This window comes from Cytobacillus sp. IB215665, from assembly GCF_033963835.1.
GTDB lineage: Bacteria > Bacillota > Bacilli > Bacillales > SM2101 > Nanhaiella.
Genome location: NZ_JAXBME010000004.1, coordinates 305,717 through 324,441, shown reverse-complemented (window position 1 = coordinate 324,441; position 18,725 = coordinate 305,717). Strand labels below are relative to the sequence as shown.

Annotated in this window: 20 protein-coding genes; all 20 read right to left on the bottom strand. The window is 36.4% G+C overall.

Annotated elements, in window-relative coordinates:
- Positions 1–4: 4 nt before the first annotated feature.
- Complete coding sequence (locus tag SLH52_RS07870; protein ID WP_320208711.1) at positions 5–472, bottom strand: chemotaxis protein CheW; 468 nt, start codon at positions 470–472, stop codon at positions 5–7.
- A 22-nt stretch (positions 473–494) separates the two neighbouring features.
- Positions 495–2,552 (bottom strand): chemotaxis protein CheA, encoded by a 2,058-nt coding sequence (locus tag SLH52_RS07865; protein ID WP_320208710.1) that lies wholly within the window; start codon positions 2,550–2,552, stop codon positions 495–497.
- Positions 2,553–2,806: 254 nt separating this feature from the next.
- Positions 2,807–3,901 (bottom strand): chemotaxis response regulator protein-glutamate methylesterase, encoded by a 1,095-nt coding sequence (locus SLH52_RS07860; RefSeq protein WP_320208709.1) that lies wholly within the window; start codon positions 3,899–3,901, stop codon positions 2,807–2,809.
- Between the two features lie 8 nt (positions 3,902–3,909).
- Entirely contained in the window at positions 3,910–4,779 is an 870-nt protein-coding gene (locus tag SLH52_RS07855; protein WP_320208708.1) for a MinD/ParA family protein, read from the bottom strand.
- Positions 4,772–5,941, bottom strand: a complete 1,170-nt coding sequence (gene flhF / locus SLH52_RS07850) for a flagellar biosynthesis protein FlhF (protein WP_320208707.1) — start codon at positions 5,939–5,941, stop codon at positions 4,772–4,774. Before flhF ends, SLH52_RS07855 begins: the two co-directional genes overlap by 8 nt.
- Positions 5,938–7,974: a flagellar biosynthesis protein FlhA gene (gene flhA / locus SLH52_RS07845; RefSeq protein ID WP_320208706.1), complete on the bottom strand. Its 2,037-nt coding sequence runs from the start codon at positions 7,972–7,974 to the stop codon at positions 5,938–5,940. The genes flhF and flhA overlap by 4 nt, the downstream gene beginning before the upstream one ends.
- A 106-nt stretch (positions 7,975–8,080) precedes the next feature.
- Positions 8,081–9,163 (bottom strand): flagellar biosynthesis protein FlhB, encoded by a 1,083-nt coding sequence (gene flhB, locus SLH52_RS07840; protein ID WP_320208705.1) that lies wholly within the window; start codon positions 9,161–9,163, stop codon positions 8,081–8,083.
- Position 9,164: 1 nt separating this feature from the next.
- Positions 9,165–9,941: a flagellar biosynthetic protein FliR gene (gene fliR / locus SLH52_RS07835; protein ID WP_320208704.1), complete on the bottom strand. Its 777-nt coding sequence runs from the start codon at positions 9,939–9,941 to the stop codon at positions 9,165–9,167.
- A 2-nt stretch (positions 9,942–9,943) separates the two neighbouring features.
- A complete protein-coding gene (fliQ, locus tag SLH52_RS07830; protein ID WP_320208703.1) occupies positions 9,944–10,213 on the bottom strand; it encodes a flagellar biosynthesis protein FliQ in 270 nt (89 codons plus the stop codon).
- Positions 10,214–10,224: 11 nt separating this feature from the next.
- Complete coding sequence (gene fliP / locus SLH52_RS07825; protein ID WP_320208702.1) at positions 10,225–10,893, bottom strand: flagellar type III secretion system pore protein FliP; 669 nt, start codon at positions 10,891–10,893, stop codon at positions 10,225–10,227.
- A gap of 5 nt (positions 10,894–10,898) precedes the next feature.
- Entirely contained in the window at positions 10,899–11,543 is a 645-nt protein-coding gene (locus SLH52_RS07820; RefSeq protein ID WP_320208701.1) for a flagellar biosynthetic protein FliO, read from the bottom strand.
- Positions 11,544–11,558: 15 nt separating this feature from the next.
- Positions 11,559–11,921 (bottom strand): response regulator, encoded by a 363-nt coding sequence (locus tag SLH52_RS07815; protein ID WP_320208700.1) that lies wholly within the window; start codon positions 11,919–11,921, stop codon positions 11,559–11,561.
- A 24-nt stretch (positions 11,922–11,945) separates the two neighbouring features.
- Positions 11,946–13,172 carry a flagellar motor switch phosphatase FliY gene (gene fliY / locus SLH52_RS07810; RefSeq protein ID WP_320208699.1) on the bottom strand — a complete coding sequence of 409 codons (1,227 nt, stop codon included), beginning with the start codon at positions 13,170–13,172 and terminating at the stop codon, positions 11,946–11,948.
- Positions 13,162–14,160 (bottom strand): flagellar motor switch protein FliM, encoded by a 999-nt coding sequence (gene fliM, locus SLH52_RS07805; RefSeq protein WP_320208698.1) that lies wholly within the window; start codon positions 14,158–14,160, stop codon positions 13,162–13,164. Before fliM ends, fliY begins: the two co-directional genes overlap by 11 nt.
- 155 nt (positions 14,161–14,315) lie before the next feature.
- A complete protein-coding gene (gene fliL / locus SLH52_RS07800) occupies positions 14,316–14,744 on the bottom strand; it encodes a flagellar basal body-associated protein FliL (RefSeq protein WP_320208697.1) in 429 nt (142 codons plus the stop codon).
- Positions 14,737–14,958, bottom strand: a complete 222-nt coding sequence (locus SLH52_RS07795) for a flagellar FlbD family protein (protein WP_320208799.1) — start codon at positions 14,956–14,958, stop codon at positions 14,737–14,739. Before SLH52_RS07795 ends, fliL begins: the two co-directional genes overlap by 8 nt.
- 69 nt (positions 14,959–15,027) lie before the next feature.
- A complete protein-coding gene (gene flgF, locus SLH52_RS07790; RefSeq protein ID WP_320208696.1) occupies positions 15,028–16,239 on the bottom strand; it encodes a flagellar basal-body rod protein FlgF in 1,212 nt (403 codons plus the stop codon).
- A 75-nt stretch (positions 16,240–16,314) separates the two neighbouring features.
- Positions 16,315–16,698 carry a TIGR02530 family flagellar biosynthesis protein gene (locus SLH52_RS07785; protein ID WP_320208695.1) on the bottom strand — a complete coding sequence of 128 codons (384 nt, stop codon included), beginning with the start codon at positions 16,696–16,698 and terminating at the stop codon, positions 16,315–16,317.
- Between the two features lie 39 nt (positions 16,699–16,737).
- On the bottom strand, positions 16,738–17,382 hold the full coding sequence (flgD, locus tag SLH52_RS07780) for a flagellar hook assembly protein FlgD (protein WP_320208694.1): 645 nt from the start codon (positions 17,380–17,382) through the stop codon (positions 16,738–16,740).
- A 9-nt stretch (positions 17,383–17,391) separates the two neighbouring features.
- Positions 17,392–18,723, bottom strand: coding sequence for a flagellar hook-length control protein FliK (locus SLH52_RS07775; RefSeq protein WP_320208693.1), 1,332 nt, complete (start codon positions 18,721–18,723; stop codon positions 17,392–17,394).
- Between the last annotated feature and the right edge of the window lie 2 nt (positions 18,724–18,725).

Below are 18,725 nucleotides of genomic sequence, written 5' to 3'. Positions count from 1 at the left end.
ATAATCACCTATCCAGTTTTTCCGCATCGATAAGATTAATATTGAGTACCTCAGTAAGGTCTAGCAAAATTAGTAATCTATTAGCAACCTTTGATATCCCTTTTAGATATTCTGCTTTTATAACACCGACTACTTCAGGTGGTGGTTCAATCGATTCATATGGAATATCAATGACATCATTAGCAGAATCAACAATTAAGCCTACTTCAATATCCTCAAGCGCTACGATAATAATTCTCGTGCTATCTGAATAGTCAGTTGTCATTATTCCAAATCTATTTCGTAAATCAATAATCGGGGTTACAACGCCACGTAAATTAATAACACCTTTCACATAATCACTCGTCCCTGGGACGCGTGTAATGTGTTGAACCTTTTCTATTGAACGAACTTGGTCTACTGGAATTCCATACTCCTCATCTTTCAATTGAAAAACGATGACTTTTTGTTCTGTTACTGTTCCTCCTGTCACGATCATGACCTCCCTTTGTCATCTATTTTATAAGAGCATTACAATCAACAATTAGAGCAACTTGGCCATCTCCTAAAATGGTCGCACCTGATATAGCAAATACTGAAGTTAAATAATTGCCTAAGGATTTTAATACGACTTCTTGTTGTCCTATGAATGAATCGACTACTAAACCAGCCAGTTTTTCACCCTTTCTAACAATAACAATTGATAAGTATTCATCTTCATCTGTTGAAGCTGGTACTTGAAAAATATCTTTTAAAAATAATAAAGGAACTACTTTTCCACGGAAATCAATGACCTTCTGGTTATGAGCATTCAAAATATCATCTTTTTTAACAATCGCAGTTTCAATAATTGAAGAAAGAGGGATAGCATATTTCTCTTGTTGGATTTCTACTAACATGACTGAAATGATAGACAACGTTAAAGGTAATTGGATCGAGAATATAGACCCTTGCCCTTCTATCGAATCAATCGTCACAGAACCACCAAGTGACTCAATCGTGTTTTTCACTACATCTAGCCCTACGCCGCGGCCTGAAACATCAGAAATTTTGTCTGCGGTAGAAAAACCAGATGAAAAGATAAGTTCATATACTTGTTTATCTGTCAAAGTAACAGCATTTTGCTTAGTAATGACGCCATTTTTAATAGCTTTATTTAATACTTTGTCACGACTAATTCCTGCACCATCATCTTCAATTTCAATAAATACATGGTTACCACTATGGTATGCTTTTAATTTCACTGTGCCTTCTTCGCTTTTGCCTTGCTTTAAACGTTCAGCAGGTAATTCAATCCCATGATCTATAGCATTGCGAATGAGATGGACGAGAGGGTCACCAATTTCATCAATGACAGTTCTGTCTAGTTCTGTTTCAGCACCCAGGATCTCAATGTTAATAGATTTACCTAAGTCTCTTGCAAGCTGCCTAACCATCCTAGGAAAGCGGTTAAACACCGTCTCAACAGGAATCATTCTCATATTCAAAATGATATTTTGTAAATCACCAGATATTCTAGACATTCGTTCTACAGTTTCATGAAGCTCACTATTATTTAAATCTTGTGAAATTTGCTCAAGCCGACCTCTATCAATGACAAGTTCCTCAAACAAATTCATAAGTATATCTAAGCGTTCAATATTGACACGAATCGTCTTGTTTGACGCAGTTGCACTCTTTTTACTAGCAAGTTTCTTATCATTATTATGTAGTTGATTTTCAATAGGTTCATCTATAGTAATCTCATCTTCTTGAATCGTTGGTGTTAACTCTTTTTCTACTTCTGCTTCTCCTTGCCTCATACTTTCTAAATTAAGAGCTTTAATATCAATATTAGCGATTTCCGATACTTTCATTATACGATTATGTATTTCTTCCTTAGGTTCTTTAGACACGAAGGCTATAGTAAATTCATTCTCAAACTTTTCATCTTCTAATAACTCTACGCTAGGGATAGACTTTATGATTTCTCCAATTTGCTCCAACACTTCGAAAATCATAAAAACGCGAGCTGCCTTCAATAAACAATCTTCTCGTAGAGTGATGTTTATCTCAAAGCCTTCAAACCCCTGTTCTTTCGATTGCTGGATCACAGTATATTCAAATTCGTCATATTCCACGACTGTTTGACTATCATTCACTACGTCTTCTTGTATTGTAACGGCTGCTTCAGCTGCAGTTTGCGTTAAAGGGTGCCCCTCTTCAATTTGTTTTAATTGATTTACCACCGCAGTAACATCGTGTTTACCATCTCCACCTTCAGCTATAGAGATAACCATCGTTTCAAGATCATCCACCGCAGCGAATACAACATCTAATACTTCAGGTGTTACGAAAATCTTTTCATTCCTCATTCCATCAAGAACGTTCTCCATTTGATGTGTTAAGCTAGCTAAATCTTCAAAACCCATCGTTGCTGACATGCCTTTTAATGTATGAGCCGAACGGAAGATTTCATTAACTATCGTTAAATTATCTGGATTTTTTTCTAATTCTAACAATTGTTGATTTACTGTTTGTAAATGCTCTTTACTTTCATCAATAAATACATCTAAATACTGATTCATATCCATAACATACACACCCCTTATTCGGATTTTAGACTAGGACGTTCAATAAGTCCGAGAAAAATGACTTTGCATTCGGTTACTCCACTGTGTAACAATACTTGACAGCTTTATGATAGTAGCCGTTAAATCATTTTCCTGCTCTTTTTGTCCTACTTAATGCAAACATACTTGAAGGGTTATAAACATCTCTGTTCTTAGTTTGAGCTTTTCAATTAATATCCCATTCTAAATACATATACATCTTGTTATAGAGTTTATTAATAAATATATTTTAAGGCGGTTGGCGCTATATCACCTAGATCTGCAATATCGTCTATGACATTTGCAGCTATTGCCGACTTAGGCATACCAAAAACAATTGAAGTTTCCTGAGATTCTGCTATAGCTATCACATTGCCGCTTGACTTTAATTTCTTTAACCCTTCAGTACCATCTGAACCCATTCCTGTCATAATGATTGCAATTTTCATATATCCTGAAATGTCACTAACTGATTCAAGCATTACATCTACAGAAGGTCGATGACCATTCTTAACCTCTGATTGATCTATTTGTAAAACTAACGAAGTACCTACCTTCTTCACTTTCAAATGAGAGCCTCCTGGTGCAATATAAGCAGTACCATTTTGAATTATTTCGCCATTCTCGCCCTCCTTAACACATATATCGCACAGGGAATTAAGACGTAATGCTAGTGATTTCGTAAATCCTGCTGGCATATGCTGTACAACGATAATCGGTACATTAATATTTTTAGGCAACCCTTGCAATACTTTTTGTAAAGCTCTCGGTCCTCCCGTGGACGTACCGATGCATAATATTTTTTTATTCGTCTTCACTGAGCTGTTACTACTCAAGCGGGAATTGAATCTTGGTTCTATTTTACTATATTCTGCTAATGATGAAGTAATAGTTTTTGCTTTTTCAGTCGGAATTTGGAAATTTTTCATATTTACTTTGCTAGCTAGTAGCACTTTCGAGACTATTTCGTCCTTAACTTTATGAAGGTCTAAAGAAATGCCACCAGAAGGTTTCGTAATGAAGTCAATAGCTCCATATTGCATCGCAACAATAGTATTATCCGTTCCTTCGTTAGTCGTGCTTGATAACATGATGACCGGTAATGGGTTCAACTTCATTATTTTCTTTAGAGCCTCTAACCCATCCATAGTGGGCATTTCCACATCCATCGTTACTACGTCAGGATTAAGTTGTTTAATTTTGACCAGTGCATCCTCACCGTTTCGAGCAGTTCCTACAACTTCAATCTGATGATCTTCTTTTAAAAATTCTGAAATCAACTTTCTCATGAATGCTGAGTCATCTACGATAAGAACTTTTACTTTTTTCACGGTGGTACCTACCTTTCTATTAAAAATTTCCGTAATCTCGACATAAATGAATGAGTTGTTGAGTTTTGTTTTATATTATTTGAATATGACATATACGTACTTGCAACTTGTTGAATATTTCTGCTGGCACTAGCTTTTGGAGCATATAATAAAAATGGGGTTTGTCGGCTTACTGCTTTTGTAATTTGCTTGTCCTCAGGTATTTGTCCTAGTATCTTTATATCTTTATTTAAGAACCGTTTCATGACATTCGTAATTCTCTGAGTTGTATGATTTCCTTCATGTTGTGACTGAGTTTTATTAACTATTAAGAATAGTGGCATCGCTGGATCTTTCAAAATAATATACTTAATTGCAGCATATGCATCCATAATTGAAGTAGGCTCTGGAGTCGTAACGACAAACACTTCGTTTACCGCTCGTATTAGCAATAAATTTTCCTCGGTCATGCCCGCTCCCATATCAAATATGACATAATCATATTTGTCTATTAAGCTTTGCATATGCTGAATAATCATATGAACTTTTTTAGAATCTAGCTTAAACACGTGATTTAACCCAGAACCTCCAGCTATATAGGATAAATTTTCTGGTCCTTTAGTAATAATTTGATCGATAGTAATGTCATTGCGAAAGACATCCAAGATTGTATGTTTTGAAGATAACCCCATTAAAATATCGATATTCCCCATACCAATATCCATATCAAAAATAAGTACTTTTTTTTCCTGCCTAGCTAAAGTCAAAGCAAAGTTTAAGGAAATATTGGATTTACCAACACCACCCTTACCGCTTATAACTGCGATCGTCTTAGCAGAGGTGTTGGTTTGTTGACGTTCCATTTGTACACGTAAGCTTTCTGCTTGATCCTTAAACATTGGATTCTTCTCCAAGAATAATTTGGCCGATTAATTGCGGTGAAGCTGTTTTAATATCATCCGGTACATTTTGACCATTCGTAATATAAGCTACACCAATTTGGAAATGGTCGATCAGATTAAGCATAGAACCGTAGGTTGATGTCTCATCTTCTTTTGTAAAAATAAACTGATCGATGTGAATCATTGAAAATTGCTTATAAATTTGCTTCATATCAGTAAATTTTGATGTGAGTGATAAGACAAGAAACGTTTCAACGTCCTCATTAAAATCTATTATTTCTTTAAGATCCTCTACATATTGTTGGTTCAAAAAATTCCTGCCAGCTGTATCTACAAAGACGACATCATAGTGATCAAATTTATCCTTAGCACGTTGAAAATCTTCAATATTGTAACAAACTTCAATTGGGACATCTAATATTTTCGCATATGTTTTTAATTGTTCAATTGCTGCAATTCGGTATGTATCAGTTGTTATAAAGGCAACTTTTTTCTTATCATTTAGTACACATTGTGCAGCTAATTTAGCCAAGGTGGTCGTTTTCCCAACACCAGTTGGTCCTACTACATTGACAAACTTTTTCGAAAAGCTGACACCTCCATAGTTAAATGGAGTTATTCTTTCGATGATACATTGCTTCGTCCAGCTCAAAAAGTTCACATCGTTATCTCTATTGGAATTTGTATGCCATTTCGCTAATAGTTCATCCATAATTTTCAAGCGTAATGAGTCGGATAGTTCTTGAACGACTAATCTTTCGTTAATTTCCTTCAATGGATCTGGATATTTCTCAAAATTTGTATGAATATCGATGTTTAAGTTTTCCATTAATACTTTTATATCTTTTAATTCGGTTAAAACGTCGTCAGCTTGTTGTGTGGCTGCTGTCTCATTTGGCAAATGAAGCTCGCGCTGCGACATTTCATTTCCTTTCGAGCCTTGTATGCTCTGTTTCTTGCTCACTACTTGTTGTTCGTGAGAAAAAGGCTCTGGGTCTTGAACAGCAATAACTTCAAACTGTTTTTTTGAAAAGAAACCAAGGAATCCTCCTTTCTGAACAACTTTAGAATTAAGAATGACTGCATCGCTTCCTAATTCATGACGTATTTTTTTCATTGCTTCAGACATAGAAGGTGCTAAATATTTTTTTATTTTCATCGCATGTTCACCACCCCAACACTTTGAACTTCTACACTTCCATCAAGTTCATTATAGGATAACACTGGGACGTGCGGAAGTAGTCTTTCGATGATTTGTTTCATATACATTCTAACGGCAGGTGAACATAGCAAAATTGGTGATTGATCTTGAAAATGCTGTTGTTCAATATTTTGCACGACACTATTCGTTATCGCTTCTGATGAATCAGGAGCAAGAGATAAATAATTCCCGTGCTCGGTCTGTTGAATGCTATCCGCAATAACTTTTTCAACAGCACCTGATAATGTGATCACTTTTAACATATCTCCGTTAGCGACAAATTGTGCAGTAATTTGGCGTGCAAGTGATTGCCTTACATACTCTGTCAATAGTTCTGTGTCGGATGTCATTTTACCAAAATCAGCTAATGTTTCGAATATGACCGGTAAGTTTCGGATTGAAACATTTTCTTTTAATAATTTCGCTAACACTTTTTGGATATCCCCTATAGCTAAAGGATTCGGTGTAACCTCTTCAATAAGTATTGGATATGACTCCTTCAAATGTTCAACGAGCTGTTTCGTTTCTTGACGACCTAATAATTCATGTGCATTTGATTTAATTAATTCGGTAATATGTGTAGAGACAACTGAAGCTGGATCGACAACAGTATATCCAAGCATTTCAGCTTTTTCCCTCATGTCTTCAGAAATCCATTTTGCAGGTAAACCAAATGATGGTTCTATTGTATCAATTCCTTCAACAGATGGATCATCTACCCCAGGACTCATCGCTAAATAATGGTCGAGCAATAGCTCTCCCTTTGCCACTTCGTTCCCTTTTATTTTTAATCGATATTCATTCGGTTGTAACTGAATATTATCTCGAATTCTAACGACTGGAATAACAAGGCCAAGCTCTATCGCCAACTGCCTTCTAATCATAACAATACGATCTAATAAGTCTCCACCTTGTTTTGTATCAGCCAAAGGAATTAAGCCATAACCGAACTCAAATTCAATCGGATCAACATTGAGTAAGCTTACGACACTATCAGGACTTTTCATTTCCTCTGTTTCTACTTCTTCTTCAAGTTCTTCTTCAATTTCAATTGAGGCTTTTTGTGATTGACTAATCATAAATCCACCAATGATGAGCAATGCAGCAATCGGTAACGTTAATGTGAATGACATCGTTGTAAAAACACCAAAACTAGCAATCGTTGCACCGACTATATATAACATTTTCGGATAAGCAAATAACTGACCTGTTATATCCTCACTTAAATTCCCTTCAGATGCTGCTCTTGTAACGATAATACCTGTTGCAGTTGAGATCATTAAAGCTGGGATTTGACTCACTAAGCCGTCTCCCACAGACAATAGCACATAAGTACTCGAAGCTTCAGAGATGTCCATGTCCATTTGTATAACACCAATAATCATCCCAAAAATGATGTTGATTAACGTAATAACGATTCCTGCAATCGCATCTCCTTTAACAAATTTACTAGCCCCATCCATTGCACCATAAAAATCAGCCTCACGCTGTATTTTTTCTCGACGAGCTGTAGCATCTTTTTCGGAAAGAAGACCTGCATTCAAATCAGCATCAATGCTCATTTGTTTACCTGGCATCGCATCCAATGTAAAACGAGCTGCAACCTCTGAAACACGCTCAGCTCCTTTTGTAATTACTATAAATTGAATAATAATGAGGATAACAAATACGACAAAACCAACTAAAACATTTCCACCAACAACAAAATTACCGAACGTTTCTACTACTTGACCAGCATCGGCATTTCCTAAAATTGAGCGGGTTGTTGACACGTTTAACCCAAGTCGAAAAAGTGTTAATACTAGCAACAGTGATGGAAACACAGAAAGCTGAAGTGCCTCCTTCATATTCATTGATACGAGGAGGACTAATAAGGCAAGAGAAATATTTAACATGATTAAGACGCTTAATAACCACGTAGGTAACGGGATAACTAACATAATAATAATAAGTACGACACCGATAATAACTGGTAAATCTCTTGCTCTCATATGACATTCTCTCCTTACATATGCTGTTCAAATTTTGCTGATAAGCCTCTTACCATATTCTTCAACCGTGCTGATGTTCCATTTGACATTCATTTATTCAACAAAGCTATACTTTATTTTTCAAGCGATAAACATAAGCTAAAATTTCAGCAACAGCTTTGAAATATTCATCTGGAATGGCTTGACCAATTTCTGTTTGGTCATATAGCGCCCTCGCTAGTGGCCGATTTTCTATCGTTACGACATCATGTTTTTTAGCTATTGACTTGATTTTTTGTGCTATAAAGTCCACTCCACTAGCTACAACATATGGAGCATCCATTTTTGATTCGTCATATTTTAATGCGACGGCAAAATGTGTTGGGTTTGTTATGACTACGTCTGCATTTGGTACCTCTTGCATCATTCGTTGCATCGCCATTTCACGTTGCTTTTGTTTAATTTTTGACTTGATTAGAGGATCACCTTCGATATTTTTATATTCATCTTTAATATCTTGCTTCGACATGCGTATACTTTTCTCAAAATCATACTTCTGGTATAAATAATCGATGATTGCTAAGAACAAAAGGACGATAGCTGCTGCTAAGCCCATTTGAAAAACTAACTTTGCGAGAAAAGACAACGAAGCACCAACACTTATTTGCGAAAGCATTTCTACTTGACCCCAATTAAGCCATAGTATAAAGAAAGTAACCCCAGCAACTAACGAGATTTTTAGAATCGATTTCAACAATTCAACGATCGCTCGCATTGAAAAAATTCGTTTAGCCCCTTTGATTGGGTTGATTTTTTCTAATTTAAATTTAATCGGCTCAGTTGAGAATAAGAATCCTACTTGTGAGTAATTTGCCGCTACCCCGCCGATCATCGCCGCAAGCATGATTGGAGCCATGATTAACGCCATATCTAATAATAACGTTAAAAAGATGTCATAAACATTACTTTCTGTAGCACCGACAAGTAAATAATCTTGGAAACTAGTAATAAATATATCTACTAATTTCCCCATCATGAATGGGCCGCTAAACCAAAAAAATAGAAATACAACGAATAATACAATGGCGGTATTAACATCTTGACTCTTCGCTACTTGACCTTTCTTCCTTGACTCTTGACGTTTCTTCGGAGTCGCTTTTTCAGTTTTTTCCCCAGCAAAAAACTGAAGATCTAATCGTAAAAAAGACAAATTAAACTCCTCCTACTATTTTCATCAAGGTTCTTAAAGTAACTAATATATTCTCAAATAAGTCCCTAACTAAATAAATAAATGATGCCATTACGACAATTAGCATCACTAAGCTCACGATAATTTTGATCGGAATTCCCACTACAAAAATATTGAGCTGAGGCATCGTTCTTGCCATAATTCCTAAAGCTACATCTACTAAAAAGAGTGATCCAACAATTGGGAGTGCCATTTGAAATGCAATAATGAACATCATACTTAACGTCTTAATTAAAAAGTTGCTAAATCCAGTGTCTCCAAAAGGAATCCAAGGTTGATCAATCGGTATAAATTCGTAGCTATAAAAAATGCCATCAAGTAATAAATGATGTGCATCAACGGATAGTAAAAATAGTAATGCAAACGTATGTAAATATTGTCCAATCAATGGACTTTGTATCCCAGTTTGAGGATCAATGACATTAGCAATCGCAAATCCCATTTGAAAATCAATAAATCCACCAGCTATTTGGATAGCTGCAAAGAGAATTTGGGCAGTAAATCCGATTAAGAGCCCAATTAATACTTCTTTCATAATTAGTAAGATAAACATTTCATCTATTGTTATAACAACAGGGTCAATTGTAAATAACATCATCCATGCTAGAAAAACAGCAAGTCCAATCTTATGTGTTGACGGAATATTACGATAAGAAAAAATAGGTATCGTAACGAAAAAAGCTGTGACTCTCACAAGGATTAATAAGAACATTGGAAAGTAATTTATTATATCATTCATATTTAACCTACAAACTTATGCAAATTATTAAATATATCAAAAGTATAGCTGATCATTCTTGATAACATCCAAGGACCAAATATAACTAAACCAATAAAAACTGCGACAATTTTCGGTATAAAAGCTAAGGTTTGCTCTTGAATTTGTGTTGTAGCTTGAAAGATACTAACAGCTAACCCAACCCCTAATGCTAATAACAACAGCGGACCAGCAACTAGCAATACCGTATATACACCTGTTTCAGCAAGTGAAATAACAGTTTGAGCATTCATGTCTCGTTCTCCTATCCAAAGCTTGTTAATAATGATTTAACTACTAGATTCCAGCCATCTACGAGTACGAACAACAATATTTTAAACGGTAGTGCAATCATAACTGGTGGTAACATCATCATCCCCATTGACATTAAAATACTTGCTACAACCATATCAATAACTAAAAAAGGCACAAAAATCATAAAGCCAATTTGAAATGCTGTTTTTAACTCACTAATCGCAAAAGCCGGTACTAATGCTGTCAAAGGAATATCTTCGATAGTTGATGGACTGTCATATTCACCATAAGACAAAAACAGGGCTAAATCTTTTTGCCTCGTATGATTACTCATATATTCTTTCATTGGAATACTTGCCCGCTCATACGCTTCTTCAAGATTAATCTCCTCATTAAACAAAGGAGTCAACGCCTGATCATTCACCTCTTGAAACGTTGGCGCCATCACAAAAAATGTTAAAAACAATGACAAGCCAATGATTATTTGGTTTGGCGGCATTTGCTGTGTTCCTAACGATGTCCTTACAAACGATAATACGATGACAATTCTAGTAAAGCTCGTCATTAATACTAAAATACTAGGAGCTAAAGAAAGGACTGTCAGTAAAAGTAGCATTTTGACTGTCGTTGACACATTTTGGGGATCACTCGAATTGAAAAATTCCATAAACTCATTCATTCATTCTAGTCCCTTTCTTTATCTTGCTCATGTAAAACACGCTTTCTTTCTACAGATAGCTCATCCAACTGTGATTTAAGCACGCTGGCGAAATTTTCATCATCTTCATGTTGCTTATTATGACGAGACGATATTAGCTTCTTAACTAAATGGGCTGGCTGCACCATTTGGTTTAGCTTATTATGATGATCGTCTACGATTTGTTGCACTTCATGCTCATTATCAATTTCGCGTAATAATTGAATGTCTTCACCTACGCCTACTACTAAAATACGTTTTCCGACTTTAATAAGTTGAACGGAGCGGTTGGAACCTAAGCTCGTTCCACCTAAGTTTTCAACATAGCGTAAATTGCTTTGTATACTGCTCTTTTTATTTACAAATTTAATAAGTAAATAGATTAATATAAGGACGAATATCGTAGCAAAGATCATTTTCAATAAATCCCAAACCCCAACAGAATTTGGAATTTCATCATCTATTTGAGTATCCTCTGGATTATTACTTTCATTAAGTAGACCTTTATTCACAGCTTCTGTTACAGTATTATTTTCTTGATCCTGTTCCGCATAAGCTATCGAAGCTTGTAGCGGAACAGAGTGTATGAAAATCATGAATGCTATAAATAGTATAATTTTTGTTTGTTGCAAAATAGAAAACCTCTTTTAACTTAATGTTTTATTAATAGCTTCTAACACACGATCTGCTTGGAAAGGTTTAACGATAAAATCCTTGGCTCCCGCTTGAATAGCATCGATTACCATTGCCTGTTGTCCCATCGCTGAACACATAATAATCTTGGCATTTGAATTTAACTTCTTAATTTCTTTTAAAGCAGTGATTCCATCCATTTCTGGCATCGTGATGTCCATCGTTATAAGATCAGGTTGGAATTCCTTAAATTTTTCAATCGCTTGAACACCATCAGCAGCCTCACCAACTACTTCAAATCCGTTCTTAGTTAATATATCTTTTATCATCATTCTCATAAATGCTGCATCATCAACGATCAAAATCTTATGGCTCATATTTATCTCATACCTCCATGTAAATTATCGCATTTTGTTAATACGATCAGTCTGACTAACAATATCTGTTACTCTAACGCCAAAGTTTTCTTCAATTACAACTACTTCACCTTGTGCGATTTTCTTTTGATTAATTAAAATATCAACTGGCTCACCTGCTAGTTTATCTAGTTCGATAATTGATCCAGATGACATATCTAGAATTTCCTTCACTGTCCTTTTCGTACGACCTAATTCAACTGTAACCTTTAATGGGATATCTAATAGCATATCTAGATTGCTTGACTCTGCTTCTGTTAAATGGACAGGTTCAAAGTTTGAGAATACAGCTGGTTGTACATTTGTTGGCTGCATTTGAGATGACCTGTTTACACCAGCTCCAATGTATTGTGGCGTTGTACGATCTCTCACTGCTTGTCCAACCCCTTCCATGACTGCTGTTGCAGCGACTTCGTTTGCAGTTTGTTGCATCGGACTTCCCTGTAGTTCAGCATGGTGTGCTGCTTGAGTCACTGCAGATGAATCATTTTGTGTATTTGAACTCGGATGACTCATCTCATTTTGTTCAGGCTCTAGTAACCCTTTCACTAGTTCTTTCGCAAAAGAGACTGGAAGAAGCTGCATAATACTAGAGTCGATAATCTCACCTATTTTTAGTTTAAAGGAGATTTTTATGAGACTATCATCTTCAGGAATTTTATTTGTTCCATTACCTTCCTTGATATCCAGTATATCAATACTCGGCGGCGAAATATCGACCTTTTTATTAAAAATTGTTGACATTGATGTCGCTGCACTGCCCATCATTTGATTCATTGCTTCTTGAACAGCACTTAATTGCAGATCACCAATTTCTTCATTCGGATTAAGTCCATCTCCGCCTAACATAATATCTGAAATAACTGCTGCATCGTGCTTCTTAATAACTAATAAATTTGCTCCAGAAAAACCTGCAGTATAATTTACTTGAATCGCAACGTATGGTTGAGGAAATTCCTCTTCCAATTTTCTTTTAAGCACAACTGATACAGTAGGAGTTGTTATTTCCACCTTGTTATTTAATAGTGTTGAAAGTGCTGTTGCAGAACTACCAAATGAAATATTTCCAATTTCCCCCAGAGCATCTTGCTCAATGGTTGATAAAAATTGTTCAACAGGGGGAGTTTGGTCCTCCTCTTCGCTAGTTAGGTCTACTGTTCCATTCAATAATGCTTCTATTTCATCTTGTGATAGCATGTCATCACTTACCATCTTCGTCTCCCCCTTTCACTTGGTCAATTACTTGTATTGCTTGTTTATTGCCAGCTTTTCCTGGCTGCCCAAGAAACTTTGGTGTTTCATTCACTTTGATCGTTAACGGTTGATCGATTTGTTGATTTAATTGAATGACATCTCCTACGTCTAGGTTCAAAAAATCTGCTATTGATATTTCTGATGTTCCTAGCTCAGCAGTCACTGGTAAAACAGCTCTTTTGATTCGTTTTTGCAAAGCTTCTATTTCTTCAGGCTCGCGCTCTTTCTTCTCAGTTTGCATCCAATAATGAACAGACAGTTTTGGAATGATAGGTTCTAATACGACATGTGGAAAACAAATATTAATCATGCCGCTCGTTTCACCAATTTGAGTGTTTAAAGAGATGACAACTACTGTTTCATTTGGTGAAACCATTTGTAAAAACTGAGGGTTCACCTCAAAATCAGCTAATATCGGATCAATTTCTTCGATCGTACTCCAAGCTTCACGTAAATTTTCTCCTACTTTATCAAAGAGATTCGTCATAATACTTGTTTCAATTTCTGTTAAATTATCAACTTTGTTGACACTTATACCTCTACCACCTAATACTCTATCTACCATCGAATAAGCGATGTTAGGATTTACTTCAATAAGTATTCTACCGTCAAGCGGTGGAACTTCAAATACGTTTAAGACGGTCATTTTCGGTATTGAACGGATAAACTCTTCATACGGAATTTGATCTGCAGATGCAACCGAAATCTGTATATATGTCCGTAATTGTGCAGAGAAATAGGTAGTTAACAATCTAGCAAAGTTTTCATGAATTCTTGTTAAACTACGAATTTGATCTTTTGAAAAGCGCAATGCTCTTTTGAAATCATATACTTTGACCTTTTTTTCAGCCTCTTCTTTTTTTAATTCTTCTGCATTCATCTCACCTGTTGAAATAGCAGATAATAAGGCATCTATTTCATTTTGCGATAAAACTTCTCCTGACAAATTTCTTCACCTCCATCTTGCCTCTAACCCTGCCTTTGATGTCAAACAGTTCATTGATTGTTCAGGGTTTCCCCTACCACTATTGATAGTTATTCAATCAGGTTGAGTCCAGGCTCCCCCTGTGTCCTCGGTGTTCAAGTTAACGTTGAACTAGCTTACTGGAGGAGAAAGGAGGTAATATAAACATTCTGTATTGTTCCATCTTGCATAATTTCATTCATTTGTGTCAGCAATTTATCCTGAAGTGCTATTTTCCCTTGTTTTCCATCAAATTGCTCTGCCTTCATTTCAGAAAGCTCTTGAATCATAATATTACGTACTTGAAAATCACGTTTTTCTAGCTCTTTTTTCGCATCCTTACCATCTGTTTCAACTTTAAATGACACTCTTATAAAGCCATGATCCAATAAATTCGTTGTAATATCATCTATGTCCACTGAATTAACTATAATCTCATCTATCGTCGGTGGCTCTTCTGCGTTGGCATTGCTGCTATCTAGTAGAATGTATATTAATATTGAACCTATGATGGCTAGTATTGCTAGCATTACGATCATAAATATATACCATTTGTTTTTACCCACAATCCTCACCCTCCAGATCGTGATGGGATCCAATTAATGTAATCCTTTTATAAAACTGTTCAACTTGTGCTTTTACTTCATCAACGCTTTCTTTGACAACGAATTTCTTGCCATCTGTTAACGTGATTGTCGTATCTGGAAATGCTTCAATTTGAAGAATATAAATGGCGTTCAACGTATGTTGCTTGCCATTCAGCCTCGTAACAGTGATCATATGTATCGGCAAGTAGATTCCTAACTGCTATTAACCGCGGAACCTACTTGCCATTCCCCCTTTGTTATATTAACGCTTCAGATTAACGAGCTCTTGCAAAATCTCATCAGACGTTGTAATAATACGTGTATTCGCTTGGAACCCACGCTGAGCAACGATCATTTCTGTAAACTCTTCTGAGAGGTCAACATTGGACATTTCTAATCTACCAGAAGCAATGAGTCCACGCCCTTCACCAGGCATATCTACATTTGCAGTACCGGAGTTAATCGACTCCTGGAATAAGTTATTACCCGACTTCGTTAAACCAGCAGGGTTACTAAACTTTGCAATCGCAAGCGTCCCTAACGGATTAACTAAACCATTTGAATACACACCATTAATTTCCCCACCAGCACCGATATTGAAGCTTTCTAGAACTCCTTCAGTGTTACCATCTGGATTAGCTAACGCAGTAGTAGAGTCATCGAATTGGGTTAGGGCTGAGAAATCTAGGTCTATATCAATAGTTGCTGTTCCACTAGTCCCATCCCCATCATGGTCAAATTCCCAAGGATCACCTGTATCCGCTGAATCAAATTCTCCGGTTGTGCTATCAAATGTTATTGTATCTAATTTAGCTGAAGCTGGATCATCTGGATCTTGATTTATATATACATCCCATTCATCAGCAGTCGCTGTTTTCTTAAAGTAAACATCAACCGTATGGGCTATACCTACATCATCTATGACCTTAATCTGTTGGTTATATACAAAGTCTTGAGCAGCTGTACTAGACAAGTTTCCTGAAAACACAATTTCTTCCGTTTGTACAGCAGGTGACACCGCATTTACATTTACCGCGACATCTCCGAGTGTACCTGTTTCATCATAAGCTTGAACTTTAAAGCCTTCGCCAGTTACGAGCGTACCGTTGTCATCTAAATAGAAGTTCCCCGCACGTGTATAAAACTGTGCATCACCTTGGTTAACGATAAAGTAGCCGTCACCGTCGATCGCTAAGTCTAGCGAACGCCCAGTTGTTTGCAAGCTAGATTGTGTATGAATCGTGTCGATCGTAGCGATCGTTGCACCTAAACCGACTTGCATCGGATTTTGGCCACCACGGTTATCAGTTGAAGCAGTGGCACCTGAAATCGTTTGGTTCATCGTGTCCTTGAATGTAACACGACCTTTTTTGAAGCCATAAGTGTTAACGTTAGCAATGTTATTTCCTATTACATCAAGTTTCGTTTGGAAATTACGCATTCCACTAATTCCTGAATACATTGATCGTAGCATAGTTCGTTGCTCCTTTCGATAGTTGGTTGCTTCTGTCATTCCACAACCTTTGGCCTCCGCATTCGGTCCAGCCAATTAATCCATAATGATCGTGCCGTTAATGTTCGTAAATATTTGTGATGATGCCTCTGTACGATCCATTGCAGTGACGATCGTATTATTTTTGGCACTTACGATAAACGCTGCATGATTAAATAGGACAAGAGAGTCTTGAACACCCATCTTCTTAGCCTCATTTACCTTTGCAGTCATTTGTTGTAGCTGACTCGGTTCTATTGAAATACCACGTTGTTCAAGCCGCTGCTTTGCATGTTTGCTAATTTTTAATTCATCAGTCGTTTCTAGTGCTGAAGCTAATTGCATTTTAAAATTAGCATTAGACGAATGTCCACCCGTTGTTGCTTTATTAGATCTTGGTTGTATGTATTGTGGATGTGGCTGAAAAATTCGTTGTGTCACTTGTTCACCTCCAAGTTAAAAGAGGAACAGGATCAAAAATTAGTTAGAAATTTTAATGATTTGTGATGCTGAAATCGTTGTACCGTCTTCGTCGTCTAGTTGATAAGTTGTTTGCCCGTTGCTAAACAAAACTGACTGAACGATTGAAGTAATTTCGGTTTCATCCTCACCTATCCAAGTTACAGTTTTGCCGATTAGCTCGCTGCCTTGTAATATTTGATTATCACTTGTCGTATTGTTAATACCAGATATATTCCCTGTATTAATGATAGTACCATCCTCTAACTCAAACGACACTTCTCCATCATTGTATTGAACGGATGTGATAACGCCTGTTCCTTCTACAATCGTTGGTTCATCGGTATCTTCAGAATTCTCGACTACTTGATGATACAGCACTTCTTTACCGACAAATTGTTGGTAAGAAACGAGATTTGTTTGAACCGTTTGTTCGATTAACCTTTCAATTGAATCGTTCATGTTTGTCATTTGCTCTAAGGAAGAAAATGTTGCCATTTGGGCTATAAAATCTTTATCTTCCATAGGGTTCAACGGATCTTGATTTTGTAATTGTGTCATTAATATTTTTAAAAATTCATCTTTACCTAGCGCACTAGAGCCTGTATTTCGCTGTTCCTGCTCATAAGTAGCTAAAGAATAAGTTGATGGAATTGAACTAACCATTTTTATCACCTACACTTGCAAATTAAGTAATTCTTCCTCAAAAGAAATTGCTTGTTCATTATGCTCATTATCGTTGGAGTCATCCTCTTGCTTTTGCTGACCGCCTTGTCGATCGTTAGAGTCACGATTAAGAAACCTTTCAAATTGTTGCTCTTGTTGATTAGCAATAATTAATTTATCTACTTGAATGTTTTGAGCTTGAAAAGATTGCCTTAAGCTATGAAGCTGTGATTCTACTAAATCTTTCGCAGCAGTAGAGGATGTAATAATTTTGGCTAGCATGCCAGCTTCACTTTGTAATAACTCTATGCGTAATGTTCCAAGATGCTCTGGAAACAGCTTAATTTGTAATGATTTATTGCCATTCAAAAAAGACAAATTACTTTTCGCTAAGATGTTCTGAAAATCTTTAATAAACTGCTCTTGATTGACCTGTTTTGTTGGTTGGTCAACAAACAGCACATATTGCTGTATTTTATCCATTGGCCCTTGTGGTACATCAGTTGCAATAACTGGGCTAGTTATTATGTCAACTGGCTGTTTAACAGTCATTCCAGCTAACAACAATTCACTTTCTGCCACGTTGTTTGTTGTAGCTTGATGTGTTGAACTCCTCACAACAGGCTGACGATTGGGACCAATTAGCAATGGTTGCGCGTTCACAAAGAGCCTATTGTTACTTGTCGTCTCATTTTGTTTATTTGACGAGTCAGTTGTTGCCTTACCTGCAACGTTAGCGACTAATTGCTGTAGTTTAGCAAGAACGTCATCATTTAATAATGACTCATCTGTCGTACTTTTCATACCAGCATTCATTTTCATCGCTTCAAGAACATTCATTAGTAGCTGTAAGCTCGATTTTATATGCTCATTTTGTCGTAGGATAGCTGGATCATCTACCTTATTGATCATGTCCGTAAGTCCTACTTGCGAATGATTTTCTACGAGTGCTGCCAATTGTGTATTCAAAGCAGTCATTGTTTCGCCATCCAAATGTTGCAACTCAGCTGACATTTGGATCGTTGATAAGATTTGTACAATATCTGTTAGCAACGGAGCTATATCTTCATTTGGTTGTAGCTCACTTAATAACTGATTAAGCTGCTGTATAGCTTGCTCAATGTCCATATTAATAAGTTCCTCGATTACAGCTTCCCCGTCTAAATCAGAAATGGTAGCTTCGCCAGGGACTGCTGCTTGATCATCAATCGCTCCATCTTGATTTTTGTTATTAAGAACTCCTACTAATTTTTCCTTAAATGAATTGGCATCAACGTTATTTGAATGTGTTGTTATTTCCATCGTGTTTTTCGGTGCAGGTTGAAGCATTTGTACGTTCATCG